General features: G+C 41.2%; 23 protein-coding genes. 13 read left to right on the top strand and 10 right to left on the bottom strand.

The window, feature by feature from the left end:
• Positions 1 to 11: 11 nt before the first annotated feature.
• The 8 genes from FAX86_RS10525 to metG form a co-directional block, all read right to left on the bottom strand.
• The gene (locus FAX86_RS10525) at positions 12 to 707 is read right to left on the bottom strand and encodes an electron transport complex subunit E (protein WP_144393378.1); all 696 of its coding nucleotides are present in this window, start codon (positions 705 to 707) and stop codon (positions 12 to 14) included.
• The gene (gene rsxG, locus FAX86_RS10520; protein WP_144393377.1) at positions 697 to 1,341 is read right to left on the bottom strand and encodes an electron transport complex subunit RsxG; all 645 of its coding nucleotides are present in this window, start codon (positions 1,339 to 1,341) and stop codon (positions 697 to 699) included. The genes FAX86_RS10525 and rsxG overlap by 11 nt, the downstream gene beginning before the upstream one ends.
• On the bottom strand, positions 1,341 to 2,393 hold the full coding sequence (gene rsxD / locus FAX86_RS10515) for an electron transport complex subunit RsxD (RefSeq protein ID WP_144393376.1): 1,053 nt from the start codon (positions 2,391 to 2,393) through the stop codon (positions 1,341 to 1,343). The genes rsxG and rsxD overlap by 1 nt, the downstream gene beginning before the upstream one ends.
• Positions 2,390 to 3,961 (bottom strand): electron transport complex subunit RsxC, encoded by a 1,572-nt coding sequence (gene rsxC, locus FAX86_RS10510; protein WP_144393375.1) that lies wholly within the window; start codon positions 3,959 to 3,961, stop codon positions 2,390 to 2,392. Before rsxC ends, rsxD begins: the two co-directional genes overlap by 4 nt.
• The gene (rsxB, locus tag FAX86_RS10505) at positions 3,961 to 4,539 is read right to left on the bottom strand and encodes an electron transport complex subunit RsxB (RefSeq protein ID WP_144393374.1); all 579 of its coding nucleotides are present in this window, start codon (positions 4,537 to 4,539) and stop codon (positions 3,961 to 3,963) included. Before rsxB ends, rsxC begins: the two co-directional genes overlap by 1 nt.
• Positions 4,539 to 5,120: an electron transport complex subunit RsxA gene (rsxA, locus tag FAX86_RS10500; RefSeq protein ID WP_144393373.1), complete on the bottom strand. Its 582-nt coding sequence runs from the start codon at positions 5,118 to 5,120 to the stop codon at positions 4,539 to 4,541. The genes rsxB and rsxA overlap by 1 nt, the downstream gene beginning before the upstream one ends.
• Positions 5,121 to 5,268: 148 nt before the next feature.
• Positions 5,269 to 5,667: a hypothetical protein gene (locus FAX86_RS10495; protein ID WP_144393372.1), complete on the bottom strand. Its 399-nt coding sequence runs from the start codon at positions 5,665 to 5,667 to the stop codon at positions 5,269 to 5,271.
• Positions 5,668 to 5,684: 17 nt separating this feature from the next.
• Positions 5,685 to 7,694: a methionine--tRNA ligase gene (metG, locus tag FAX86_RS10490; RefSeq protein ID WP_144393371.1), complete on the bottom strand. Its 2,010-nt coding sequence runs from the start codon at positions 7,692 to 7,694 to the stop codon at positions 5,685 to 5,687.
• Between the two features lie 196 nt (positions 7,695 to 7,890).
• Here metG and apbC point away from each other — a divergent pair, with 196 nt between their 5' ends.
• From apbC to sthA, 3 genes are all read left to right on the top strand, one after another.
• Complete coding sequence (gene apbC, locus FAX86_RS10485; protein ID WP_144393370.1) at positions 7,891 to 8,991, top strand: iron-sulfur cluster carrier protein ApbC; 1,101 nt, start codon at positions 7,891 to 7,893, stop codon at positions 8,989 to 8,991.
• A gap of 159 nt (positions 8,992 to 9,150) precedes the next feature.
• Complete coding sequence (gene dcd, locus FAX86_RS10480; RefSeq protein WP_144393369.1) at positions 9,151 to 9,717, top strand: dCTP deaminase; 567 nt, start codon at positions 9,151 to 9,153, stop codon at positions 9,715 to 9,717.
• A gap of 143 nt (positions 9,718 to 9,860) precedes the next feature.
• The gene (gene sthA, locus FAX86_RS10475) at positions 9,861 to 11,261 is read left to right on the top strand and encodes a Si-specific NAD(P)(+) transhydrogenase (protein ID WP_144393368.1); all 1,401 of its coding nucleotides are present in this window, start codon (positions 9,861 to 9,863) and stop codon (positions 11,259 to 11,261) included.
• Positions 11,262 to 11,297: 36 nt separating this feature from the next.
• Here sthA and FAX86_RS10470 read toward each other — a convergent pair whose 3' ends face one another.
• Positions 11,298 to 11,822: a sugar O-acetyltransferase gene (locus FAX86_RS10470; protein WP_144393367.1), complete on the bottom strand. Its 525-nt coding sequence runs from the start codon at positions 11,820 to 11,822 to the stop codon at positions 11,298 to 11,300.
• Between the two features lie 90 nt (positions 11,823 to 11,912).
• On the opposite strand from FAX86_RS10470, the gene FAX86_RS10465 reads away from it, so the two are divergent.
• The 7 genes from FAX86_RS10465 (at position 11,913) to FAX86_RS10435 (ending at position 21,599) form a co-directional block, all read left to right on the top strand.
• Positions 11,913 to 13,046 (top strand): GGDEF domain-containing protein, encoded by a 1,134-nt coding sequence (locus tag FAX86_RS10465; protein WP_144393366.1) that lies wholly within the window; start codon positions 11,913 to 11,915, stop codon positions 13,044 to 13,046.
• Between the two features lie 137 nt (positions 13,047 to 13,183).
• Positions 13,184 to 16,540, top strand: a complete 3,357-nt coding sequence (locus tag FAX86_RS10460; RefSeq protein ID WP_144393365.1) for an amidohydrolase family protein — start codon at positions 13,184 to 13,186, stop codon at positions 16,538 to 16,540.
• Between the two features lie 428 nt (positions 16,541 to 16,968).
• Entirely contained in the window at positions 16,969 to 17,604 is a 636-nt protein-coding gene (locus FAX86_RS10455) for a class I SAM-dependent methyltransferase (RefSeq protein WP_144393364.1), read from the top strand.
• Positions 17,605 to 17,612: 8 nt separating this feature from the next.
• Positions 17,613 to 18,533 carry a M14 family metallopeptidase gene (locus FAX86_RS10450; RefSeq protein WP_144393363.1) on the top strand — a complete coding sequence of 307 codons (921 nt, stop codon included), beginning with the start codon at positions 17,613 to 17,615 and terminating at the stop codon, positions 18,531 to 18,533.
• A gap of 242 nt (positions 18,534 to 18,775) precedes the next feature.
• Positions 18,776 to 20,098, top strand: a complete 1,323-nt coding sequence (locus FAX86_RS10445) for a serine hydrolase domain-containing protein (RefSeq protein WP_246128573.1) — start codon at positions 18,776 to 18,778, stop codon at positions 20,096 to 20,098.
• A gap of 379 nt (positions 20,099 to 20,477) precedes the next feature.
• Positions 20,478 to 21,122 (top strand): hypothetical protein, encoded by a 645-nt coding sequence (locus tag FAX86_RS10440; protein WP_144393362.1) that lies wholly within the window; start codon positions 20,478 to 20,480, stop codon positions 21,120 to 21,122.
• 123 nt (positions 21,123 to 21,245) lie between these two features.
• Positions 21,246 to 21,599, top strand: a complete 354-nt coding sequence (locus tag FAX86_RS10435) for a DUF1428 domain-containing protein (RefSeq protein WP_144393361.1) — start codon at positions 21,246 to 21,248, stop codon at positions 21,597 to 21,599.
• 108 nt (positions 21,600 to 21,707) lie between these two features.
• Here FAX86_RS10435 and FAX86_RS10430 read toward each other — a convergent pair whose 3' ends face one another.
• Positions 21,708 to 22,844, bottom strand: a complete 1,137-nt coding sequence (locus FAX86_RS10430) for a S1C family serine protease (RefSeq protein WP_144393360.1) — start codon at positions 22,842 to 22,844, stop codon at positions 21,708 to 21,710.
• Between the two features lie 47 nt (positions 22,845 to 22,891).
• Here FAX86_RS10430 and FAX86_RS22745 point away from each other — a divergent pair, with 47 nt between their 5' ends.
• The 3 genes from FAX86_RS22745 (at position 22,892) to FAX86_RS10420 (ending at position 24,334) form a co-directional block, all read left to right on the top strand.
• Complete coding sequence (locus FAX86_RS22745) at positions 22,892 to 23,014, top strand: hypothetical protein (protein ID WP_281286407.1); 123 nt, start codon at positions 22,892 to 22,894, stop codon at positions 23,012 to 23,014.
• A gap of 115 nt (positions 23,015 to 23,129) precedes the next feature.
• A complete protein-coding gene (locus FAX86_RS10425) occupies positions 23,130 to 23,831 on the top strand; it encodes a hypothetical protein (protein ID WP_144393359.1) in 702 nt (233 codons plus the stop codon).
• Between the two features lie 20 nt (positions 23,832 to 23,851).
• Entirely contained in the window at positions 23,852 to 24,334 is a 483-nt protein-coding gene (locus FAX86_RS10420) for a DUF4275 family protein (protein ID WP_164503541.1), read from the top strand.
• Positions 24,335 to 24,345 lie beyond the last annotated feature (11 nt).

Raw genomic sequence — 24,345 nt, 5'->3', positions numbered from 1 at the left:
TTTAACCAGAGTTATTTTGGCGTCGATTGTTGGTAATTGATAAGGTTTGCAGTGGATTGTCGCTCGGCCAATTTCTTATCAATCATATTTTTAAGTGCGATAAATAGTCCTAAAGCGATAAAAGCGCCGGGTGGCAATATCGCAAATAAGAATGATTGTTCAACTTCGTAGACTTGAATGGTCAATACTTTTGCCCAGTCGCCCAGTAACTGATGAGCACCATAGAACAAAGTGCCTTGGCCTAAGAGCTCTCTTACCGCTCCCAATAGAACGAGAACAACGGAAAAGCCGATTCCTTGCGTTATACCATCAACGAACGATGGAATAATCGGATTTTTTGAGGCGAAGGCTTCGGCACGACCAATAATTGTGCAGTTGGTTACAATGAGTGGGATAAAGATTCCAAGAACCAAATAGAGTTCGTAAGTAAAAGCATTCATTAATAATTGAGTGTTTGTCACGAAAGATGCAATCATCATGACAAAGACGGGTATTCGAATTTCTTTTGGGATCCAGTGGCGGACAAACGACACTGAAATATTGGAGCCGACCAGAACCATCGTGGTTGCTATTCCTAAACCTAATCCGTTAATCAGTGTATTACTAACGGCCAGTAACGGGCAAAGTCCTAGCAATTGGACTAAGGCGGGATTATTTTTCCAAAGTCCATCGATAGCAATGGTGGAGTAATTGGCATTAGTGCTCATCGATTGCTCCGCATTTATTGGGCTTGTTAAACAGCTCATTCTGATGCTGTTTAAAAAATTCTAGTCCATTTTTAATGGCATTTAAAACAGCGCGCGGCGTTATTGTTGCGCCTGTGAACGCGTCGAACTGACCACCATCTTTTTTGACTTTCCACTGGTCTTCAGGAGTATTATCTAAAGACAAACCAGTAAATTGGGTGATCCAGTTGCTTTTTTCGAGATCGATTTTGTCGCCTAGGCCGGGTGTTTCATTATGTTGAATCGTACGCACACCAGCAATTTTTTGATTCGCATAAATACCCATTATTAATTGGATATCGCCATTGTATCCTTTAGGAGTTGTTACGGTAAAAATTGCCGCAACCGGTTTATTATTTTTGGTCATTCGATAAAACCGGGTTGGTTCACTGGCGTGTAGTAAACCTTTCGAGTCGAATACAATACAATCATGGTACACATCATTATCGTATTCGGAAGGAGACACTAATTCTCCTAAAGTGCGTGCTAATTTAGCTTGCATTTCTGCTTCTATTTTATCTTTAGTCATCCAATGAAATAATGCTATGAGTCCGATGGATAACAGTGCAAATGCGCCAAGTTCAAACGTGCTTTTGTAGATGGACCGAAACAGCATTATTTAAGCTCCTGCGAGCCGTAAACCTTTGGCTGTGTATAGTGATCGATTAATGGTGCAGCCATATTCATTATGAGAACAGCAAATGCAATAGCGTCTGGATAGCCACCATAGTTGCGAATCATCACAACAATAAATCCGATAGCGGCGCCGAAGATAATTCTTCCTTTGTTTGTTGTGGTTGCTGAAACAGGATCCGTTGCAATGAAAAAAGCACCTAGCATGGTAGCGCCGCTGAGTAAGTGAATCATGGGAGCAGGATTGAGTTGGGGATCATAACCGTGAGCAAGAAAACTGGTAATGTATATGGCAGCAAGAAAGCTCACCGGAATGTGCCAGGAAATAGCTTTTTTAACGATTAAAAATAAACCGCCAGCAAGAAAAGCTAAATTGACCCATTGCCAGCCAACATTTTGCCAATCGCCAAAAATAGGTTTGTTTTTTATTTCATCGAAAACATAACCCATACTGAAACTGGTTTTTATTTCGTCCAACGGAGTGGCCATGGTGAAACCATCCGCATTCAATGTGTAATAATTTAGAGTATTTCCTTGGCTGTCACTACCGCTGAAAAACAATTGCAGACTACTAATAAAATCCGGAGCCTGTGCTGCAATCGATTGTGGCGGTAGCCAGGTAGTCATGGCCATTGGAAATGATATTAACAGCAAAACATAGCCTGTCATTGCTGGATTAAAAGGATTGTATCCTAGACCCCCGTATAAATGTTTAGCGAAGACAATGGCGAATAGTGTACCTATGGTGGCTACCCACCAAGGCGCTAAGGGCGGTAACGCTAAGGCTAATAATACGGCAGTTAATAAAGCACTGTAATCGGATAAAACCTTTTTCGGATCACGATTGCGTAATTTCACGATAAGCCATTCACTAGCGTAAGCGACCGAGCAGCAAACGATTAAATTAAACCACACACCCCAACCAAAAAAGTAAAACAGAGCAATCGCACCTGGTATAGTGGCAAAGATAACCAGCTGCATCAGTTGAGAAACAGAGTGCGATGATTTTTTATAAGGTGATGAGCTCAACATCATGAACTTTGATCGTCCTGCTTTTTTTGTTTTCTGGCTTTAGCTCGTGCAACCGCTTCGGCTATCGTTGCTTTTTTTTCATTCGTTTGGCCTTTGGCTTCTGCCGCTTTTTTTCGTGCCTCGGCGGCTTTACGATGTTTTTCGGCGCGTTCTGCTTTTTCTCGCTTTAACCGAAACTCACGAAACTCAAAACGCTCGCGTGCTTTCGCTGCTTGTTGTTTTTCCTTGGCACGTAACACAATTTCATTTTTTGCGTAGCGATAGTAATGAACTAAAGGAATTTCACTCGGGCAGACATAAGCGCAGGCACCGCATTCGATGCAATCAAACAAGTTATAATTTTCTGCTTTTTCAAATTCATCACTGCGTGCAAACCAATAAAGTTGTTGCGGTAATAAATTCGCCGGGCAGACGTCGGCACATTCACCGCAACGAATGCAAGGCAGTGCGGTACTTGGCTCATTCAACTCGTCGGGCTCTGCCACAATTAAACAATTGGTTGACTTAACAACCGATGCTGCTGTGTTAGGAACCTTGAATCCCATCATCGGACCGCCCATAATGGTTGTGAATTTTTGTTCTGCAGGAACGCCAAGTTGTTCTAGAATCCACTGGAGTGGTGTGCCCAGACGAATGCGATAGTTGCCTCTTCGTTCACAGCCAAGACCAGTCACGGTTGTTACTCGATCAATAAGCGGTTTACCGAGAGTCACTGCTTCGAATATGGCAAACGCTGTGGCAACGTTGTGCATTACAAGGCCAAGGGAAGTTGTAAGTTGTCCTTTTGGAACTTGTTGACCGGTAATCAGCTCGATTAATTGCTTTTCGCCGCCAGACGGATATTTTGTTGGCACGATACAAATATTGATGGTTGTTAAACCAGAGGTTTCGATCGCTGAGGTTAGCTGTGCTATGGCTTCTGGCTTATTGTCTTCAATACCGATAATGCATTCTTTGGCAGACACAATGTGACGCAGCAACTCAAACGCCTGAATCAATTGTGGTGCTTCATCTTGCATCAATCGATCGTCACAGGTGATGTAAGGCTCACATTCGGCAGCGTTAATAATTAATCGATCCACATCAGGCATCAATTTTATATGGCTGGGAAAGGCCGCGCCGCCAAGTCCCACAATACCGGATTCAAAAATACGATCGAGCAGGCTTTGTTTTGATGTCGTAAACGGATTGTTTATCGGAGGCAGAAAATGTTGCTTATTGTTATCTTGAGTTTCAATAACGATGCATAAGTCCGATTGTCCCGAAGGGTGGGCGATAACTCTGTTTTCAATCGCAACGACGGTTCCAGAAGCCGAGGCATGCACGTGGGCGGATCGATTGCCTTTAGCCTCAGCAATTTTTTGTCCTGTAACCACAGAGTCGCCAACGGCAACGCAAGGGAGCGACTGCGCTCCACTGTGTTGGTTTAATGGTAGAACGACAATTGGCGGTGCGGGCAAATCAATGATCGGTGTTTGATTCGATAATGTCTTATGTTCTTCTGGATGTATGCCACCGTGAAATTTGTAGGTTGTCGTATAGGCGATGGTGTTTTGATTATCGGGACTCATCAAGACACCTCTTTCACTGGAATCAATTGATCGCGATTGACCGGAATTGATTTGGGATTGGGCCATTGCCAATCGCGAATGTCTCGTTCTAATGGCAACATATCAATGCAATCAACGGGGCAGGGGGCAACGCATAAATCACAACCCGTGCATTCTTCGATAATGACGGTGTGCATCAGTTTGGGCGCACCAACTATAGCGTCGACGGGACAGGCTTGAATGCATTTAGTGCAACCTATGCACTCGTCTTCACGAATGTAAGCTACCGTCGGCGTATCACTTTCTTCTGCGTTTTCGAGTGCGGTGACTTCTCTACCGAGTAAATCGGCGAGAGCTTTGACTCCGGCTTCGCCTCCCGGTGGGCATTTATTGATTTCGTCACCGTTTGCTATGGCTTCAGCGTAAGGGCGGCATCCTGGATAGCCGCATTGTCCGCATTGAGTTTGCGGCAGAATATCATCAATTTGGTCAACAATTGGGTCTGACTCGACTTTAAAGCGAATGGCGGCATAGCCAAGCAAGCCTCCAAAAATGGCGGCGAGTAAAACGAGTAAGATAACGGCGGTGATACTACTCATTACAACTTCACCAAACCTGCAAAACCCATAAAGGCCAAAGACATCAAGCCTGCGGTGATCATGGCTATGGCTGGTCCTTTGAATGGCTCGGGCACATCAGCTACATTGATGCGTTCACGCATCGACGAAAATAAAATCAGTACCAGAGAAAATCCAGCCGCAGCACCAAAACCATAAACGATGGACTCTACAAAACTGTGTTGCTCGTTAACATTGAGTAACGCCACACCCAAAACGGCGCAGTTAGTAGTAATTAACGGCAAAAAGATTCCTAACAGTCGATACAATACCGGACTGGTTTTATGAATGACCATTTCTGTAAACTGAACCACAACAGCAATCACTAAAATAAACGAGAGTGTTCTCAGATATTGCAGATCAAGCGGTGCCAATAAAAAGGTATCAACCAGGTAACTGCAAGCCGACGCCAGGGTGAGTACAAAAGTGGTCGCAAATGACATGCCTATGGCCGTATCCACCTTGCTTGATACCCCCATAAAAGGGCACAAGCCAAGGAATTTGACCAAAACAAAGTTGTTGACCAGTACCGTACTGACTAGCAGTAAAAAATATTCAGTCACTCGTTTACTCGAATCGAGGCTAATCGTTTGATTATTTTATAATAATTTGGATTGTACGAATACCGTGAACCGCAATATTGCGCGTTTTTGTCAAAGCAAAGCCTCATTCAAAATGAGGCTTTCACTGATAATCGCTTGATTAAACCCACTATGCTTGGGGCTCTTGGCGCTCAGTACTGTTTTCCGGGTTAAGTTTTGATTGGTTACGCTCTTGGTAGTACGCCCAGCCAAACTTGGCTGAAACTCCCAACAACCAAATTATGAGCCAAACTAAAAAGAGTAAAGTTAACATGGCAATTTCACCTTCTGGCCCCTCGTTTTCAAGTTCGAGAATGAGGGCGATGGCTGCTGGAGCATAGGTTGTCGCATCAGGCACCTGAGAAAAACTAAAGGCGCCTGCCGCAAAGAAAGACAAGAGAGTCCATTGCCCATAAAAGTTCCATTTACGAACCTTCCACCACACCATTAACAGGAAAATGATCCCACAACCCACGTAGGCCCACCAAGTGGCGTGGTACATTGCAAATGGTTGCGCTGATAGAATCATGCTAATTACCTTGTTTGTTATTTCACTCGCATGCCGGGCTGTGCACCGTCATCTGGATTTAAAATCCACAAATCTTTTCCGCCTGGTCCTGCTGCCAATACCATGCCTTCCGACATTCCGAAGCGCATTTTTCGAGGTGCCAAATTGGCAACCATAACGGTAAGTTTGCCAACCAGATCTTTGGGTTGATAGGCCGATTTAATACCGGCAAACACTTGTTTGACGACTCCGCCTAAATCGAGTTCCAATCGTAATAGCTTATCGGCACCTTCGACGTGTTCCGCTGTCACAATTTTGGCAATTCTTAAGTCAATTTTGTCAAAATCACCGAATTCAATGGTGTCTTTGAGAGGATCCGCAAGTTGCGGTTGATTTTCTTGTGCTGTGTCTTCTTTCGATTCTTCAATCATGGTATCAATTTGCTTCTGTTCAACGCGTTTGATCATAGGTTTAAAGCGGTTTATGACATGATCTTCGAGCGGCCTATTTATGTCATTCCAAGTTAAAGCCTCGACATTAAAAAAGGCTTCAACACTCTCAGCGATTGCTGGGATAACTGGTTTTAAGTAAATAGTTAAAATACGGAATAAATTAAGCGCAACGGTACTGGTGGTATGAACTTCACCCGCTGTTGCATCATCTTTAATTTTGACCCAAGGCTCTTCATTATCAACGTATTGATTTGCTTTGCCAGCCAGCGCCATGATTTCTCGAACGGCTTTGCTAAATTCTTTGTTTTCGTAGAATTCCGCAATGGTATCTGCCGCGCTTTCAAATTCTTTAATGAGTGCGTGGTCAGCAATACCGCTTGCTAACTTACCATCAAATTTTTTGCTTATGAAGTTTGCCGTTCGGCTCGCAATATTAATGTATTTATTGACTAAATCTGAATTAACGCGTGCGACAAAATCTTCGAAGTTTAAATCAAGGTCATCAACACGATTGGTCAACTTTGCCATAAAGTAATAGCGAAGATACTCAGGATTTAAGTGCTTAATAAAAGTATTGGCTTTAATAAAGGTTCCTTTCGATTTGGACATTTTCGTGCCATTAACCATCAAAAAGCCATGGGCATGGACTTTGGTTGGTTTCCGGAAACCTGCTCCTTCGAGCATTGCAGGCCAAAACAAAGTGTGGAAATAAACGATATCTTTACCAATGAAATGATGAACTTCAGCTTCGCTACCAGCCTGCCAATATTCATCGAAGTCGAGCCCTGCAGTTTTTTCACACAGATTTTTGAAACTGGCCATGTAGCCAATCGGCGCATCGACCCAAACGTAAAAATATTTGCCGGGAGCACCAGGAATCTCGAAACCAAAATAAGGCGCGTCTCGTGATATGTCCCATTCCTCGAGACCGGCGTCGAACCATTCATCCAGTTTGTTCGCGATTTGATCTTGTACGTGGTCTTTCCGAGTCCACTCTTTAAGCATGTTGCCAAATTCGGGCAGTTTAAAGAAGAAGTGTTCTGAATCTTTCAGTACTGGTGTTGCTCCAGACACTGCCGATTTTGGATTTTTAAGTTCCGTCGGAGAATAAGTGGCGCTACAAACATCGCAATTGTCACCGTATTGATCTTCCGCACCGCAATTGGGGCATTCGCCTTTAACAAATCGATCAGGTAAGAACATTTCTTTTTCGGGATCAAACAACTGCGAAATGGTTCGTTTAGCAATCAAATTTTTGTTGTCTAACTGGTTATAAATAAACTCGCTGAGTTCTTTATTTTCCGCAGAGTGTGTGGTGTGGTAATTGTCATAAGCCACTAAAAAATCTTCAAAATCTTTCTTGTGTTCTGCGTGTGTTTTCTGGATAAGCTCTTCCGGCGAGATGCCTTCTTTTTGAGCGCGCAACATAATTGGGGTGCCATGCGTATCATCGGCGCAGACGCTGATACATTGATGACCGCGTAGTTTTTGAAAGCGCGTCCAGATATCCGTTTGAATATGCTCAAGCATATGGCCAATATGGATCGGCCCATTGGCGTAGGGCAAGGCTGCCGTGACTAAAATTTTTCGGCTCATTTTTTAACCTGTATTCGTAGTGTTCGAGCTGTAAAACGAGAAAATTCAGCGATTTAATCGCGAACGCGGAACTATAGCAAAACCCTTGCTTAAAATATACGAATGGAAGCATAGCAGCGTATAAATAATTCTATCATTTCGTTATAATCGCGCCTCGTTATTGAAGATTATCCAAACATTGGGAGCTCGACCAACTATGGCCATAACGGAAGCATCCGTAAAAGACAGCCTGAAGAAAGTAGTTATTCCAGATCTGGGGACGGATATCGTTTCTGCCAGCTGGGTGAAAGAGATACAAATTCAGGGCGAAGTCGTATCTGTTCAGCTACAAGCTGGATTTCCCTGTGAGTCAGAAAAATCCCATTATTTGCAGTTAATTCAAAATCAACTAGCGCAAGACATCCAGCAAGAAGCATCGATTGAATGGCGAATTGGGTTGGACTGGAAAGTGGCAGCGCATGTGCATAAAGCGGGTGTTTCGTCGTTGAAAGGTGTTAAAAACATCATAGCTGTAGCGTCTGGCAAAGGCGGTGTTGGCAAATCGACCACATCGGTAAACCTCGCGTTGGCGTTAAAAGCAGAAGGGGCATCGGTTGGAATTCTAGATGGCGACATTTATGGTCCCAGTCAACCGATTATGCTTGGTCGAGCTGATGCTCGTCCTGAGACACTCGACCAAAAACGCATTTTGCCGGTAGAGAATTATGGTGTTCAATCTATGTCCATTGGTTATCTGGTTGAGCCGGAACAAGCCATGGTTTGGCGCGGGCCAATGGCGAGTGGTGCACTCCAGCAGCTAATAAATGATACGCAGTGGAATGATCTTGACTATTTAATAGTTGACCTTCCTCCCGGTACCGGTGATATTCAACTCACTTTGTCCCAAAAGGTGCCAGTAACGGCCGCGGTTATTGTGACTACGCCACAAGATTTGGCATTAGCCGATGCGATAAAAGCCATTAACATGTTTGAAAAAGTTTCGGTGCCTGTATTGGGTGTTATCGAAAATATGGGCATGCATGTGTGTTCTAACTGCGGGCATACGGAGCATGTATTCGGCGAAGGTGGAGGAGAATCACTGGCGAATGACAGCCGAGTTGACTTTTTAGGTAGCTTGCCCCTCTCGAAGAGTATTCGAGATAACGCCGATAATGGTAAGCCAACGGTGGTTGCTGAGCCTGACAGTCCTGTAGCATCGAGCTATCGAAGCATTGCTCGTTCAATGGCGGCGCGACTTTCATTGAGTGCTAAAGATTACTCGCAGTCGTTTCCTAATATTTCGATCATGAATGATTAGTCGAGTGTCGATTGATTCGTAAGTATTCACATAAAGTTAAATCGGCACTATTGATTAACGAATAATGAGTACGATAGTTGGATTTGAGCAAAACTGGATTTGAAAAGTTCACTTGCTGTACCAGAACATACAAGAATTGAGAATAATTAGAGGTATCCCATGTCAATAAAATCAGATAAGTGGATCCGTCGCATGGCGGAAAATGAGGGCATGATTGATCCGTTTGAGCCCAATCAAGTGCGTTACTCAAACGATCAACGAATTGTTTCGTACGGAACTTCTAGTTACGGTTACGATGTTCGATGCTCTGACGAATTTAAAATTTTTACCAACATCAACTCGGCCATCGTTGATCCTAAAGCTTTCGATGATAAAAGTTTTGTTAATGTAAAATCGGATGTCTGTATTATTCCACCGAATTCTTTTGCGCTGGCAAGAACGGTCGAATATTTCCGGATTCCTCGCAGTGTGTTAACGGTTTGTTTAGGAAAGTCGACTTATGCTCGATGTGGCATTATCGTTAACGTGACTCCGTTAGAGCCAGAATGGGAAGGGCACGTGACACTCGAGTTTTCGAACACGACTCCATTACCTGCGAAAATTTATGCTAATGAAGGTGTCGCACAAATGTTATTTTATGAATCAGACGAAATTTGTGAAACCTCCTATAAAGACCGTGGCGGAAAATATCAGGGACAAACCGGTGTTACATTGCCAAAAACCTGATAAATGAAGACGTAACGAGTTGATTCAACTACAATTAAGGCATTGCAGTTCGCAATGCCTTTTTATTTCGAATTGAAAAGCCTGCGATTTGAAAGTTAGCCGTACAGCAAAAGTTTAAAAATTTAAGAGTTAATAGAATTAATATGTCGAAGTACCAGTATGATGCCATAGTTATCGGATCCGGTCCTGGCGGTGAAAGTGCCGCTATGAACTTGGCAAAACACAAAAAGAATGTCGCCCTGATAGAACGATACAAAAAAGTAGGTGGCGGTTGTACCCATTGGGGAACCATTCCTTCAAAAGCACTGCGGCATTCGGTAGCTCGCTTGGTCGAATATAATTCGAGTCCATTATTTCAAGAACTCGATCATCCGGGTACTTTAACTTTTGCCGATATCCAACGTCACACCGAATTAGTGATAAAAAAGCAAGTGAGTTTACGCGCAGGTTTTTACGAGCGTAACCGTGTCGATGTTCATTATGGTGAAGCGCAGTTTGTCGATAAAAACACCATTGCAGTCGAAGAAGCGGATGGCACGCTCAAACAATTGACTGCAAAAAATATTATTATAGCGACGGGGTCTCGACCTTACCGACCGGCGGATATCGATTTTAAGCACCCGCGCATTTATGATTCTGACACCATCTTATCTCTGAAAAGAAATCCGCGTCATATTATTATTTATGGTGCAGGAGTAATCGGTTGTGAATACGCATCAATATTTCGCGGTCTTGGCGTTAAAGTTGATCTGGTCAATATGCGCGATCAATTGTTGTCATTTTTGGATAAAGAAATTACAGATTCTCTGAGTTATCATTTATGGAATAGCGGCGTTATTATTCGTAATACTGAAGAATACGATACGGTGGCTGGACAAGACGATGGCGTTGTCGTTCATTTAAAATCAGGGAAGAAAATTAAAGCCGACTGTTTATTATTTGCCAATGGTCGAACCGGTAATACCGATACACTGCAACTCGGTAAAATAGGGTTAGAACCCAATAGTCGTGGCCAACTGGAAGTTAATAGTTGTTATCAAACTAAAGTCGATAACATTTACGCAGTGGGTGATGTAATTGGTTATCCGAGTTTAGCGAGTGCGGCACTGGATCAAGGACGTATTGCGGCGGCAAATATTTTAGAGGAAGCTTGTAATTTACGATTGATTAAAGATATACCAACCGGCATTTATACCATTCCTGAAATTAGCTCTGTTGGAAAAACCGAACAAGAGTTGACGGAAGAACAAGTGCCCTATGAAGTTGGTCGAGCGCGCTTTAAAGATTTAGCGCGAGGACAAATTGCCGATACAACGGTGGGCAGTTTGAAAATTTTATTCCATCGCAAAACTAAAGAAATATTAGGCATTCATTGTTTCGGTGAGCGTTCATCGGAAATTATTCATATCGGTCAGGCCATCATGCAACAAAAAGGTGAAGGAAATTCGATTGAGTATTTTGTCAATACCACCTTTAACTATCCAACAATGGCTGAAGCTTACCGAGTGGCTGCATTAAACGGACTCAATCGATTATTCGATTGAGTTTTATTTGAGTTTTTATCTAAAGAATATTTTTAACTAAAAAGCGGGATTATTAATTGGTCTCGCCGGATTTCCGGCGACTGTCGTATTTGACAGAACGTCTCGTGTTATGACACTGCCGGCTCCAACAATGGCATTATCTTCAATTCGTACTCCGGGCAATATTATTGCGCCCGCACCAATCCACACATTTGATCCGATTATTACGTTGCGACAAAAGTTGGCTTTGTCTAAACGTTTCTTGGGATCGCTTGAGTGGCCCACGGTAATGATTTGAACGTTAGGACCAATCAGGCTGTCATCACCGATTGAGACTTCACCACCATCTAAAATCGTGGTTTTGCAATTAATATAAACGCGATCACCGAGTGATATTTGATCACCGTAGTCGCAGTGAAATCCGTATTCGATAAATACACCTTGACCACAATATTGAAATTGTGACTTTAACTTTTTTAAATTGCCTTTACTGGGATCTCGAGCAAATTCTCGACATATGGCTTGCATTGTTTTTCTTTGCTGAATGAATTCGGGAGTAAGACTGTTAAATGCTTTCCACATAGGTTTGGTGTACCGTGTTGTTAGGATACTTTCATTATACTTAATTTAAACTATAGTTGATTAAGGTCACATACTTTATCTCGAAACTGCATGCCGTTATTAATTCAAGTTTTAAGCATTAGTTCAACAGGGGTTTTGTTGGTCGCCATAATGTTACTTTACTTGAGTTCTATCCCCGGTTCCCAAGATGGTGCAAAACAATGGTCAATTGGATTTTTTATATTGGCTTCCGCCTATATGGCGCTGATATTTTTATCACCTCATGTTGCTGTATCTCAAATGGATTACTTGAACGTTACTTTTTATGTTATCTATAGTGTGTTTGTTGTATCGGGAACGATACGACATTTTAATGCCGATCAATCAATTTTGTACTGGGTAATAGGTTGCATCGGAACCATAATTTGGTTTAGTACATTTTTCTTGCTGACCGACTATTTTCTTGTTTCAACTATCATTCCTGCCGTCTTTTTATTTGCCACTCATTTTTACACAGCTTGTTTATTTTATAAGTCAAGAAAGAGTGCTGGTGAGTTGATCGTTGTATTTGTGTCGGCTCTTCTAGCCATTCATTATGCTGACTATCCGTTTTTAAGACAAATTGAGTGGTTCGCTCCCATTGGTTTTCTTATCGCTGGTGTTTTATCCATTTTATTTGCTTGCAGTTTGTTATATGTAAAATTCAACAGTTTCAAAAGTGAATTAATTGAAGCAAAAGAACTGGCTCTTAAGTTGGCTCACTCCGATAGCCTTACAGGATTGATGAATCGCCGGCGACTGTTTGAATCATTCGATGTTTTGGCTGGATTAGCGCATCGCCATAAAACTAAAATGGTAGTGGTATTTATTGATTTAAACGACTTTAAACAAATTAACGATACCCTAGGTCATGAAGCCGGAGATGTCGTATTGGTTAAAGTCGCACGTCGGTTAAATGATGCAGTTCGTGAGAGTGATGTCGTTGCTCGGGTTGGCGGGGATGAGTTTGTTATTTTAGCGAACGATTATGCCACTAAGCATGATATTGATGATTTACTCAATCGGATACGCGATCGACTACGTCACTCTATTTTGCTTAATCAACAAAAACAGCATATTGAAGCAAGTATTGGTTATAGCTTGTACCCTGACGATGGAGAGACGATTGAAGCTCTGTTATCGCAAGCTGATAAACAAATGTTCGACAACAAAGAACAAATGAAGCGCTCATCGGATGAGCCTTAAAAGGTCGTTTTAATTTAAGTTTTTCTGGCCATCAGATTTTGAAACAAATTCACTCTTTACCTGCCTGCCAAAGATCGCTAGTCTGCAACTCACAAAAATAGGTTTAAGACTTTTAGAGATACTTTTGGGAGAAGGTAATGACGTTTAAAGCTACATGCATCACTGTCGCTTTGACCTCTGCACTGGCGAATGTGCCGGTTTGGTCAAACGACAAACCGGTTGCGGAGAGCGACTCTGTCGCCGCAGCCGGTACTCAAGATAACGCAAAAGACAGCGCCAAAGATAAAAAATGGGACGTAAACAACCCTCCAGGCGAACAAAAAATAATCACTATCAACACGACAGAAACTACTTGGAGTAATGTTGATGTTAGTCCTGATGGAAAAACGGTTATTTTTGATATGTTGGGTGATATTTATGCAATGCCCATTGATGGTGGAAAAGCAAAGCCATTAACTCAAGGTTTAAGTTGGGCAATGCAACCTCGATTCAGTCCCGACGGTAAACAAATCGCGTACATTAGCGATGAAAGTGGGGCCGACAATTTGTGGGTGATGAATGCCGACGGAACTGAGCCCAAGCAAGTCTCAAAGGAAAAAGTTAATTTAGTACACAACCCAAATTGGTCACCCGATGGTGAATACATTGCCGTTAAAAAAGGTTTTGTTTCGGCAAGAAGTATCGCTGCTGGTGAAATTTGGATGTATCACAAAGCCGGTGGGAATGGCTTGCAAATCAAAAAACGTATCGGCGGTGAGCAGGCGCAAAAGACAATTGCTGAACCAGCATTTACTCCAGACGGCCGTTACATTTATTATTCGGTAGATTCAACGCCAGGAACGGTTTGGCAATACAATAAAAATCCGACCTCAGAAATTTTTAGCATTCGTCGTTATGATCGAGAAACCGGTAAAGACATTAAATTAGTGGGTGGCCCAGGTGGAGCAATTGCTCCAACACCTTCGAGCAATGGGAAGCATTTAGCTTTTGTTCGTCGAGTCGATGAAAAAACGGTTTTATTTGTAAAAGATTTAAAAACAGGTTTGGAAAAGCCATTGTTTGATGGCCTCGATCGTGACTTACAAGAAACCAATGGCAGTCAGGGTAACTTCACTCATTTTGGCTGGACGCCCGACAATCGTTCGTTAGTCATTTGGGCTGGCGGAAAAATTCATAAAGTAGATGCGAAATCCGGTCAGCACAAAACGTTGCCAATGGAAATTCAAGTCGAGAAAAAAATCACGAATGCATTACGATTTAACGTAGATGTTGCTCCAGAATCTTTTGACGTAAAAATGATTCGTTGGGCACAAAAATCTCCTGATGGTGAAAAAATTGCATATCAAGCATTAGGTAAAATTTATATTCGTGACATTGATTCCGGTAAACGAGAGCGTTTAACATCGCAAAATGACCACTTTGAATATTTTCCAACCTTTAGTCGGGATGGTGAGTCAATTGCGTATGTGACTTGGGATGACAAAAAATTAGGAAGCGTTCGTGTGGCTGATGCTGATGGTGGTAGTGGTGACGTGATCACGACTGAACCTGGGCATTATGTAGAGCCAGATTTTTCACCAGATGGTGAGTCGGTTGTGTTCCGTCGATTTACAGGCGGTTACCTAACGTCACCTGAAAATTCAATGGAGCCGGGTATTTACATTGCTGACGCTGATGGCGATGGAATGCGTCGTGTACACGATTCTGGTTATCGTCCACACTTTGGTGCTGACCCCAAACGTATTTACTTCACTAACTTTGGTTGGGGAAAAGGAGCGAGTTTGCACAGCGTTGATTTAGCGGGTAAAGAAGTTCGTGATCACTATACCAGTAATGACATTGTTGAATATCGTGTATCACCCAATGGTAAGTGGGTGGCTTTCCTTGAGCAATTCGATGCGTATGTTGCTCCTTTTATAAAAACCGGTAAATCGGAAAGCATGGGTTCAACCACCAGCTCTGTTCAAGTAAAGCGATTATCAAAGCGAAGTGGTGAGTATCTCCATTGGTCTAAAAATAGTAAGCAAGTCAGTTGGGCTCATGGCGCGACTTTATTTACTCGCGATTTAAAAGATGCCTACGATTACATGCCTGGCGCTCCAGAGGAGTTACCAGAACCAGCGACAGCTGGAATCGATTTGGGATTCAAAGTTAAAGCGGACATTCCAAAAGGTCGTATCGCTTTAGTGGGTGCCAAAATCGTAACTATGAAAGATGCCGACTCAACGCAAGAAGTGATCGATAACGGCGTTGTCATTGTTAATGGTAATCGTATCGAAGCCGTTGGTAAAAACGGCGATGTACAAATCCCAAGTGGTACGCAAGTGGTTGACGTCGAGGGTAAAACGATTATTCCTGGCATGGTTGACGTGCACGCTCATGGTTCACAGGGCATGAACGAGATCATTCCAGAACAAAATTGGTCAAACTATTCGAGTCTTGGTTTTGGCGTAACTACCATTCATGATCCATCTAACGACAGTAGCGAAATTTTTGCGGCGTCAGAAATGCAGCGTAAAGGTTCTATTGTTGGTCCGAGAATTTATTCAACCGGTACGATTTTGTATGGCGCAAAAGCGCCAGGATATCGAGCGAAAATTAATGGTTATGACGATGCTAAATTCCATGTTCAACGCCTTAAAGATTTGGGCGCTATTTCAGTAAAAAGTTATAACCAACCTCGTCGTGATCAACGTCAGCAAGTTATCGCTGCAGGTAATGAATTGGGCATCATGGTTGTACCCGAAGGTGGTGCAAAATTCTATGCCAATATGACTCAGGTGATAGATGGTCATACGGGCATTGAGCATGCTTTACCAATCTCTAAAGGATACGATGATGTTAAGCAATTGTGGTCGCAAACTGAGAGTGGCTATTCTCCAACCTTTGGTGTTGCCTACGGTGGGTTAAGCGGTGAAACCTATTGGTATGACCGCACTAATGTTTGGGAAAACGAGCGATTATTGCGTTGGACGCCTAAGTTTCTCGTAGAGCCACAAGCCATTCGTCGTACGACAGCACCTGATGATCATTACAACCACATCAAAGTTGCAAAGTTTGCTAAAGAATTACGCGACAAAGGTGTTCGAGTTGTTATTGGTGCACATGGTCAGCGTGAAGGCTTAGCCGCCCACTGGGAAATCTGGATGATGAATCAAGGCGGGTTTACTCCTTGGGAAGCGTTACGTGGCGCAACTTATGACGGCGCGAAGTATTTAGGTATGGACAAAGATATTGGTTCTATCGAGCCGGGTAAACTTGCTGATATGGCAATTATCGATGGCGATGTTCTAACTGACATTAAGCGTTCTGAGTTTGTTGCTTATACGATGATTAATGGTCGGTTATTTGATGCTAAGTCAATGAATGAGGTGGCGCGAAAGGGACATAAACGTGAACCATTCTTTTTTGAGCGCTTGAATTTAAGCGGTATGCCAGAAGCTACAGCAAAAGCGGTTAAAGAAAAGCAAGAAAAGCACCATTGGCGTCATTAATATTAAATACGCCTTTCGCTAAATAAAAAAGCCGGCATCTGCCGGCTTTTTTTTATACGTTATTTAACCGTTAGATGTTGAAGTACAGAAGCCTGCTCTTGTTATCAATCAAAATTGTATTTTTCTTGTCATATATTTTTTGGAAGTCTAGATAGCTATTTTTTTTGTTTAATTCTTTTTATTATTTCTTTTTGAAATTTATTACGCAAAAAAGGTTCAAAATTTCGATGCTTTCACGTTTTTAAAATTTTTTCTCTGAATTCGCTGACTTTGAATGTTAGGATAAGGCGGTTGTAGGATCCATCGGTTAAATGAGTCATAACAAGAAGCCGAAATTAATGCTCATAGACCATTCTTTTATAACAATTATAACCACGGCAATGTCGATCTTTTTACGATAGTAACATTGTAACTGGAGCTATTTCGCTATGCTAAAAGTATTAAGAAATAAGTTTACAAGCTCGAATAAAAAATCACGTTATGGAAAATCAGACGGAGAAAAAAGCGCGGATTGGTACGACGAATCATTCGAAAGAGCCGATCATTGGAAGTCTCATTATACAGAATCAAAATATTACTTTATTTGGACCGTTATTTGTGACCGATTAGTTCGTCAGAAAAAACAATCGGTCCTTGAAGTGGGGTGTGGTCCGGGTCAACTCGCGAGTTTTATCGCTGACAAAGGTATTAAGCATTATCATGGGTTCGATTTTAGCCCAAAACGAATTGAACAGGCTGAAAAAGTGACACCTCAATTTAACTTTTCCGTTGAAGATGCATTTAAAACAGATTTATTTACAACGGTAGAATACGACTGTGTTGTTTGTACTGAGTTTCTAGAGCATGTTGAAGGCGACTTAGAAGTTCTCGATAGAATTCGCTCAGGAACCTATTTTATTGGGACCGTACCTAACTTTCCTTATACTTCCCATGTTCGTCACTTTAATTCCGTTGAAGAAGTCTATGAACGTTATAAGGATAAGTTTGAAAATCTGACAGTCGATGCGTTTAACAAAAATAAACAAGGTAAAGTGTTTTATATTTTAGATGGAATCATTAAATAGGTCGATCTATGCAAGCGAATTCAACACCCGAAGAATTATTAGAAATTAGCCCTTGGGGCGGAAATGAAAAATCAATATGGCACAAAAGTCAAAAAGTACTTCGTTCCTATAAGAATGACGTACTGCTAGAATTAAAAGCCATTAAAGATGAATTTGATGTTAAGCAGTACGGTTCATTATCGTTTAATAAAAAACGCTATCCTTTGTTTGTAGTTCGAACAAAAGATTGGGATGAGGCGAAACCGACCGTTGTTGTCACTGGTGGGGTTCATGGTTATGAAACCAGCGGTGTTCACGGAGCTTTAAGTTTTGTAAAGAGCGAAATAAAAAACTACAGTGATGTTTTTAACATTATTGTTGCGCCCTGTATTAGTCCATGGGGATACGAAACGATTAATCGTTGGAATCCATATACGGTCGATCCAAACCGATCGTTTTCTTCAGATGGAGAAGCGGAAGAGGCTACTCTGTTTATGAAGTATATCGATCAACTTCCGGGGTTCGTTGTTGCGCATTTTGATTTACATGAAACGACCGATTCTGATAACACGACTTTTCGTCCTGCAAAAGCAGCAAGGGATGGTGTTGAACAGTCCGTATGGAATATTCCTGATGGGTTTTACCTGGTAGGAAATACAGAAAGGCCAGAGCACGATTTTCAAAAGGCTATTATCGATAACGTTCGCGAAGTTACTCATATTGCTCCGCCTGATGAGACTGGCAAAATCATCGGTGAACCTATTTCTCAAGAGGGTGTTATTAATTACCCTATGAAAGAAGCAGGACTTTGTGCTGGATTTACCGATTGTGATTATGCAACAACCACCGAAGTCTATCCTGACAGTCCAAGAGTAACGGACGAAGATTGTGTTAAAGCACAAGTTGCAGCAGTTACCGGCGGCTTAGATTTTATAAAAACACAATTATAAATTTCCCTTCCAACAGGCCCCTTCGGGGTGCCTGAATCTATTTGTATAAAATTCTTTATTTGTTTACGAGATGAGTTGCTGAATAATTAGGTAGTTATTGCTAATCTTGTATCGTTCTATTGATCCAATTAATGAAAAACAGTGTAATAATGTCAAATAATCAATAGTACCTATGAATCCTCAAAAGTTTTTATTAATACTGTGAGAGGATATAAGTTCACAATAAACTAATGGAACTTCTTATGATTCGTTCTCTGTATTTATTGCTGTTTGTTTTGGTTTTCTTTTCCCCAACTAATCTTGCTGACACAAAACTATCTTCAAGTAAGTCTCTCTTAACTGCAGAACAATCTGACCCGAAGATATTGAAGTGGATGACGGGCTCACCCGTTCCGCCTGAAAAACTCATCATGCAGCCGGACTCGAATTTTTTTAGCTTTCCCAAGTTACGATGGACGGTATGCCACATAAGAGAACTTATGCCAACGAAGCAAATTAGTCGAGGTATTGGTGATCCTGTTCGGTTGGAACATGATCTTGATAAGCGCATTGATTCGTTAACCTTTATGCCGACAGGCAGTCAACAAATTATGACTTGGAAAGAGTCTCTTTCAGCCAATTACACCGATGGCATATTAATTTTACATAAGGGTAAAGTTGTTTACGAAAGGTATTTCGGATGTCTTGATGAGCAAGGTAAACACGCCGCAATGTCAATGACCAAGTCTCTTACGGGCCTTATTGCAGAAACGTTAGTGGTCGAAGGGAAGCTTGACGAAAATGCCAAGGTTGGTTCAATAATTCCAGAACTCAAAAGTAGCGCTTTTGGTAGTGCGACAGTGCGTCAAGTTATGGATATGACGACCGCGCTTGATTATAGCGAAGATTACTCTAACCCTAACGCCGATATTTGGATTTATTCGAAAGCAGCAAGCCCATTGCCAAAGCCGAAAGACTACCAAGGGCCGAATGGTTATTTTGAGTATTTAGCCACTGTAAAACAAAAAGGTAAACATGGTGAGGCATTTGGCTACAAAACAATTAATACCGATGCATTGGGATGGCTTATCGCAAAAGTAACGGGCAAAGACTTAGCACAAAATTTATCAGAACGTATTTGGAGTAAGATAAACGCAGAGCAAGACGCTTACATGACGGTGGATGCGAAAGGAACGCCTTTTGCCGGAGGTGGCTTAAGTGCTGGCTTACGAGACTTGGGAAGGATTGGGTTGTTAATGTTGAATCAAGGAGAGATTAATGGCCAACGATTATTCCCCAAAAAAGTGGTAGAAAATATTCGAGCTGGCGGTAATAGAAAAGCATTTTCAAAAGCAGGGTATAAATCGTTGGCGAATGGTAGTTATAAAAGTATGTGGTGGGTTTTTCATAATGAGCATGGCGCCTATGCAGCTCGCGGTGTGCACGGACAGACTATTTACATTGATCCTAAAGCAGAAATGGTTATTGTACGTTACGCGTCTTTTCCAACAGCAAAAAATGCGAAGATTGATCCTACTTCCTTACCAGCTTATCAATCCGTAGCCGAATACCTCCTGAATAAGTAAGGTACGTTTTAAAAAGCCTGTAGCGGTGATTGCTACAGGTTTACGTGTTAATTGATAACCTGTTAACTAGTATGAAGTCACTTAAGCACTTTATATCAGAAGTTAAATTTTGAAAGTTCCGAAATTGTCGAATATTTAAAGGTTTTTCCGTAGACACTGCTTCTAGCGTAAATACAACTGCTATTTAAGGAGCATTGAGGCAACGTTCCATGCTTTGAAATTCGTTTTTAACTTAATGTACCTATCCTTGAACTGATACGTTTAGTATAGTTCAAGTTAAAGGAGCTTGATGTATGCTTTGGGAGCTGCGGATGACATTGAACACTAATCTGACTTTTCGTTTTCTATGATAATTTGGCTACTGAGGCAGTAAAATATTATGAAGTTCATCCCAGTTGTAATGTCAATTTTGTTATCTAGTTGTGTGCACAATGAGCCTTTACCGTTAGAAAAAATAGAAGATGAAACAGCAGGTTTCGTAGAATATACTGATGAAAAAGCTCGAGCGGTAGGCTTGGTCCCTTTGCGAGAAAAGGTGATAGCAGCTGGAAACAAGGAGATAAGAATCTGGGTTGGCTTCGGAATTATTTCACCGGAAGACTTATTAATTCTTAATATTGATGGGGCTGGAGTTGTCTCAGGTCAAAAAGTTTTAATTTATGATAGAAGTTCTGATGCATGGAAAGATGAGCCAGAAGAATTAGAGTATTTTTTAGAGAGCATTTATCATCGATGTGATGTTATTGAAAGATATAATAATCTCGAATCCTGCGGGTTAAAGCATAATGATATATTCGATTGGGGAAAAATATACAAAAAACTAGAAAACCTTAATGTTTGGTCCCTTCCCGATGAATCTAAACTACCGAAACTTGATTTCGTTGTACTCGACGGTTACGCACTGGTTGTAGAGCTGCACGATGGTGCATCTTATAGAGCTTATCATTATAGTAACCCTGCATTCAGGAAAGAGAAAGAAGCCCATAGTGCTTCGGAAATAATGTCATTTGTCCTCGAGTTATAAGAACTTAAATTTTTATACATCTCGGCTAAACTTAGGTACTGAAGGAAATGCAATATTAGGTTTTAACTCTAGTCACTGCGAATAAGATAGAAACTGTTTGAATTTAATAGAGAGGAAATAACAATGTCATACGTTGATGGTTATGTAATTCCGGTGCCTGCCGAAAATAAGGAAAAATATATTGAACAGGCAAAGTTTATGGCGAGTGTTTTCAAAGAGTATGGTGTTTCAGAAATATACGAAAACTGGGGTGATGATGTACCTGAAGGAGAGGTGACTTCATTCCCAAAGGCGATAAAGTGTAAAGAAAATAAAGTTGTTGTATTTTCCTGGATGGTTTGGCCGTCTAAAGAAGTTCGTGACCAGGGGTGGAAGCGTATTATGGAAGATCCTCGTATGAATTCAGAAAATAATCCTATGCCCTTTGATGGTAAGCGATTAATATGCGGTGGTTTTTCAACTATCATTTGTCAATGACATAACCTATCTAGTTGGTTTTTCAAAAAGAGTAGTTGCTAGCAGTATCAAATGTTTTAAGTTTGAGTATTTGTTCGGTAAAGGGTTGAGCACTACACAAGCAATCCTTTAAAATGCTTCAGAGATATATTCTACGGGTATCGCAAAGCCAATATTTTGAGCATCTCTTAGTACCATAGTATTTACGCCAATCACTTTGCCGTTTGGATTTATTAACGGACCACCACTATTGCCCGGATTTATTGGAGCATCCGTTTGTAAAAATGTGCTTTCACCTTCTTTGCGATAACCAGAAAATACACCAGAGGTTACTGTGTAGGTTAATCCAGATGGGTTACCAATAGTAAATAATTGGCTACCTTGAGGTATACCGGTGGAGTCTGCTTGCTCTAAGTATGGACAATCTTCAGCTTTAATTCGAAAACGCGCTAGATCAAAACGATCTGAAAATTTTACATCTCTTACTTTATATTCAGTGCCATCCACTAAAGAAACTGAGAGACTGGAATATTTATAATCCCAAGCTTGTTTGCTGACTTCCTTTTCTACCAATTGTTGAACGTTCTTAGGCATCTTTTCAAGTTCTTGCTGCAATAATGATATTTCTTTTCTGAGTTGACGTGTTTTGTCAGTCTCGCCTTTCCAATTGAGCAAATCCTCTAATTCATAACGCTTGTCTCGAATTGCTAGTAATATTCGGTGCTGTTGTCGCACATATTCTTCTTGAAGTTCGGTTGAGTTTAAGGCTTCGGCAATAGCTCCTTGCTGATCAAACTCTACAACATGTCGATTAGTTATCACATTACAGTCTGAATCCATGATATATCCCGATCCTACTGACCCCCATTCTGTTTGAATAAATACGGTTGCGTTTCTTGCTTTTTCAATTGAGTTCTTTGGTAGATGAGATGCCTGTAGCCGTTGCGCAACGCTGTTAGGGTTCTGCTTATCTTTGGCTTTTGATTCATCTGCCTTGGTGACTTTTTGCGGAACGGGGATAGCGGCTTCCTCGTCTTTTTGGAAGCTATAAAAAATAATAATGATCGCAACGATTGCAACTGAAATTGCGACGTGTTGTTTTTTTATCTGATTATTGTTTGAGTCTGATTTACCTTGGCTTCTGGCGTTTTCTATGTTTAATTTATGCTCTTCGTAACGCGCATATTTTTCAAAATAGATTCCACAGGTGTGACACTGTTCAGCAGATATATCTTGGCTACCGCACTTGGGACATTTCTCGATCACAATATTTACCGCTATATTGACTGTAAGACAAAGGCATGAGCTCCTGTATGAATTATATACAAAATCGATTGTATATCTACTTTTTGCTGGTGGTCATTCCATTTTCATTCTTTTTACCTCTTTTTCGAGTAACATTTATTTTATTGAGTTTGACCGGTATCGATATCTAGGTTAGCTTCACTAACCTATTGACCTTATTGAAATTGTTTAAGGTAAACAGGTTAATAGGGCGTAGTAATAGATTTGATGGTTCGGCGTTTTAGAACTGATTAGGGGTATTTGCTTGTGAAATTACGAACAAAGGATTTAACGCAAACCAAGCAGTGGATGTCAGACTCAGAGCGTGAAGCTATTGCTGAAATCATTCAGGTTAGCTTTTCGAATGTTTCGCCTGAAGCATACTTACAGAAATATTTTACGGGCGCCGATGCATTTCAACGAAAACTCAGGCTTTATTTTAATGGCGACAAGTTAGTTGGGTATTGTTTGCTGACTTTTAGTAATGAAGTGGGCGCTATTGTTATTCGAGCTTCTGCGGGCTTCTATCCTGAGTTTAGAAAGGGGGGCAATACTTTTAAATTTTCGTTATTGGAAAGTTTAAAGTGTTGGCTGTTTCACCCTTGGCGGAAAATCTATTACGCAGACACCATGTTGAGTCCTGCAATGTATCGAGCAATTGCAAAAAATACGGGAATCGTTTGGCCGCATCCTCATCATTCGGAATCAAATAAACTTTTTGAACGATTTAATTCGAGTGGCGAAGTTAGTCCTGAAGCAGGTTTGCGTTGTTTAGTACCGACGGGCAGGATAAGTAACTATTCAGAAAGTGAACTTGCAGAATTCAAAGAGAGCAATAAACTTGAGATTCAGTACTACTGCAGGGTCAACCCAAACTTTAACAAAGGGATAGCCATGTTTGTCATTATTCCCGTTAATATTAAACAGTTTGTTGCAACTGTCTTTAAAAAGATTTTTAAAAAATTGTAGTTGTAATAGGAGCAAGAAGTTTGAGTCAACCAGAATATACCGTTGAACCAGGCAAGGTCATTCGTGTTTACAATGAGGCAGAAACGAGAGAAATCGAAGCTAATTGGATTAGAGTCTATTGTAAAGATAAATCGGGCGCAAATATTAAAGCTTATCATTGGCATATATTTAGTTTTAAGAAATATCTGGCAGTAGAGGGGGAGGAAGCTGAAAAGGAATACTTATCTCGATTAGAACCAGAATATATTATTCTTCCCAATGATGGAGAGTTAGCGATAGTAACAAATGAGTTACCTAAATCTTGTTCACTTTCAGATTATTTGGTTTTTCCAAAAAATATGTCATGGACTATGGCACGTACTCATGAAGAAGGCTGGTTAGGCCCTTATTTTGCGAAACATAAGAATTACAAAATTTTAGATAGAGAGAATAAATCAAAGCGAGAAGCTTTACTTAAAAAGCATAAAGAAATTCAAAATGCTAAGTTGAAAGGTTGGATGTAGCTCTTTTTCTT

The organism is Pleionea sediminis, from assembly GCF_007570825.1.
Classification (GTDB): Bacteria; Pseudomonadota; Gammaproteobacteria; order Enterobacterales; family Kangiellaceae; genus Pleionea; species Pleionea sediminis.
Note: the sequence above shows the minus strand (reverse complement) of the source record. Positions and strands in the feature narration are given on the sequence as shown.

Bases quoted from the DNA above. Each gene is read 5' to 3' on its own strand.
- FAX86_RS10525 (WP_144393378.1), bottom strand. From the start codon at position 707: ATGAGCACTAATGCCAATTACTCCACCATTGCTATCGATGGACTTTGG.
- rsxG (WP_144393377.1), bottom strand. From the start codon at position 1,341: ATGCTGTTTCGGTCCATCTACAAAAGCACGTTTGAACTTGGCGCATTT.
- rsxD (WP_144393376.1), bottom strand. From the start codon at position 2,393: ATGATGTTGAGCTCATCACCTTATAAAAAATCATCGCACTCTGTTTCT.
- rsxC (WP_144393375.1), bottom strand. From the start codon at position 3,961: ATGAGTCCCGATAATCAAAACACCATCGCCTATACGACAACCTACAAA.
- rsxB (WP_144393374.1), bottom strand. From the start codon at position 4,539: ATGAGTAGTATCACCGCCGTTATCTTACTCGTTTTACTCGCCGCCATT.
- FAX86_RS10495 (WP_144393372.1), bottom strand. From the start codon at position 5,667: ATGATTCTATCAGCGCAACCATTTGCAATGTACCACGCCACTTGGTGG.
- metG (WP_144393371.1), bottom strand. From the start codon at position 7,694: ATGAGCCGAAAAATTTTAGTCACGGCAGCCTTGCCCTACGCCAATGGG.
- apbC (WP_144393370.1), top strand. From the start codon at position 7,891: ATGGCCATAACGGAAGCATCCGTAAAAGACAGCCTGAAGAAAGTAGTT.
- dcd (WP_144393369.1), top strand. From the start codon at position 9,151: ATGTCAATAAAATCAGATAAGTGGATCCGTCGCATGGCGGAAAATGAG.
- sthA (WP_144393368.1), top strand. From the start codon at position 9,861: ATGTCGAAGTACCAGTATGATGCCATAGTTATCGGATCCGGTCCTGGC.
- FAX86_RS10470 (WP_144393367.1), bottom strand. From the start codon at position 11,822: ATGTGGAAAGCATTTAACAGTCTTACTCCCGAATTCATTCAGCAAAGA.
- FAX86_RS10465 (WP_144393366.1), top strand. From the start codon at position 11,913: ATGCCGTTATTAATTCAAGTTTTAAGCATTAGTTCAACAGGGGTTTTG.
- FAX86_RS10460 (WP_144393365.1), top strand. From the start codon at position 13,184: ATGACGTTTAAAGCTACATGCATCACTGTCGCTTTGACCTCTGCACTG.
- FAX86_RS10455 (WP_144393364.1), top strand. From the start codon at position 16,969: ATGCTAAAAGTATTAAGAAATAAGTTTACAAGCTCGAATAAAAAATCA.
- FAX86_RS10450 (WP_144393363.1), top strand. From the start codon at position 17,613: ATGCAAGCGAATTCAACACCCGAAGAATTATTAGAAATTAGCCCTTGG.
- FAX86_RS10445 (WP_246128573.1), top strand. From the start codon at position 18,776: ATGATTCGTTCTCTGTATTTATTGCTGTTTGTTTTGGTTTTCTTTTCC.
- FAX86_RS10440 (WP_144393362.1), top strand. From the start codon at position 20,478: ATGAAGTTCATCCCAGTTGTAATGTCAATTTTGTTATCTAGTTGTGTG.
- FAX86_RS10435 (WP_144393361.1), top strand. From the start codon at position 21,246: ATGTCATACGTTGATGGTTATGTAATTCCGGTGCCTGCCGAAAATAAG.
- FAX86_RS22745 (WP_281286407.1), top strand. From the start codon at position 22,892: ATGAATTATATACAAAATCGATTGTATATCTACTTTTTGCTGGTGGTC.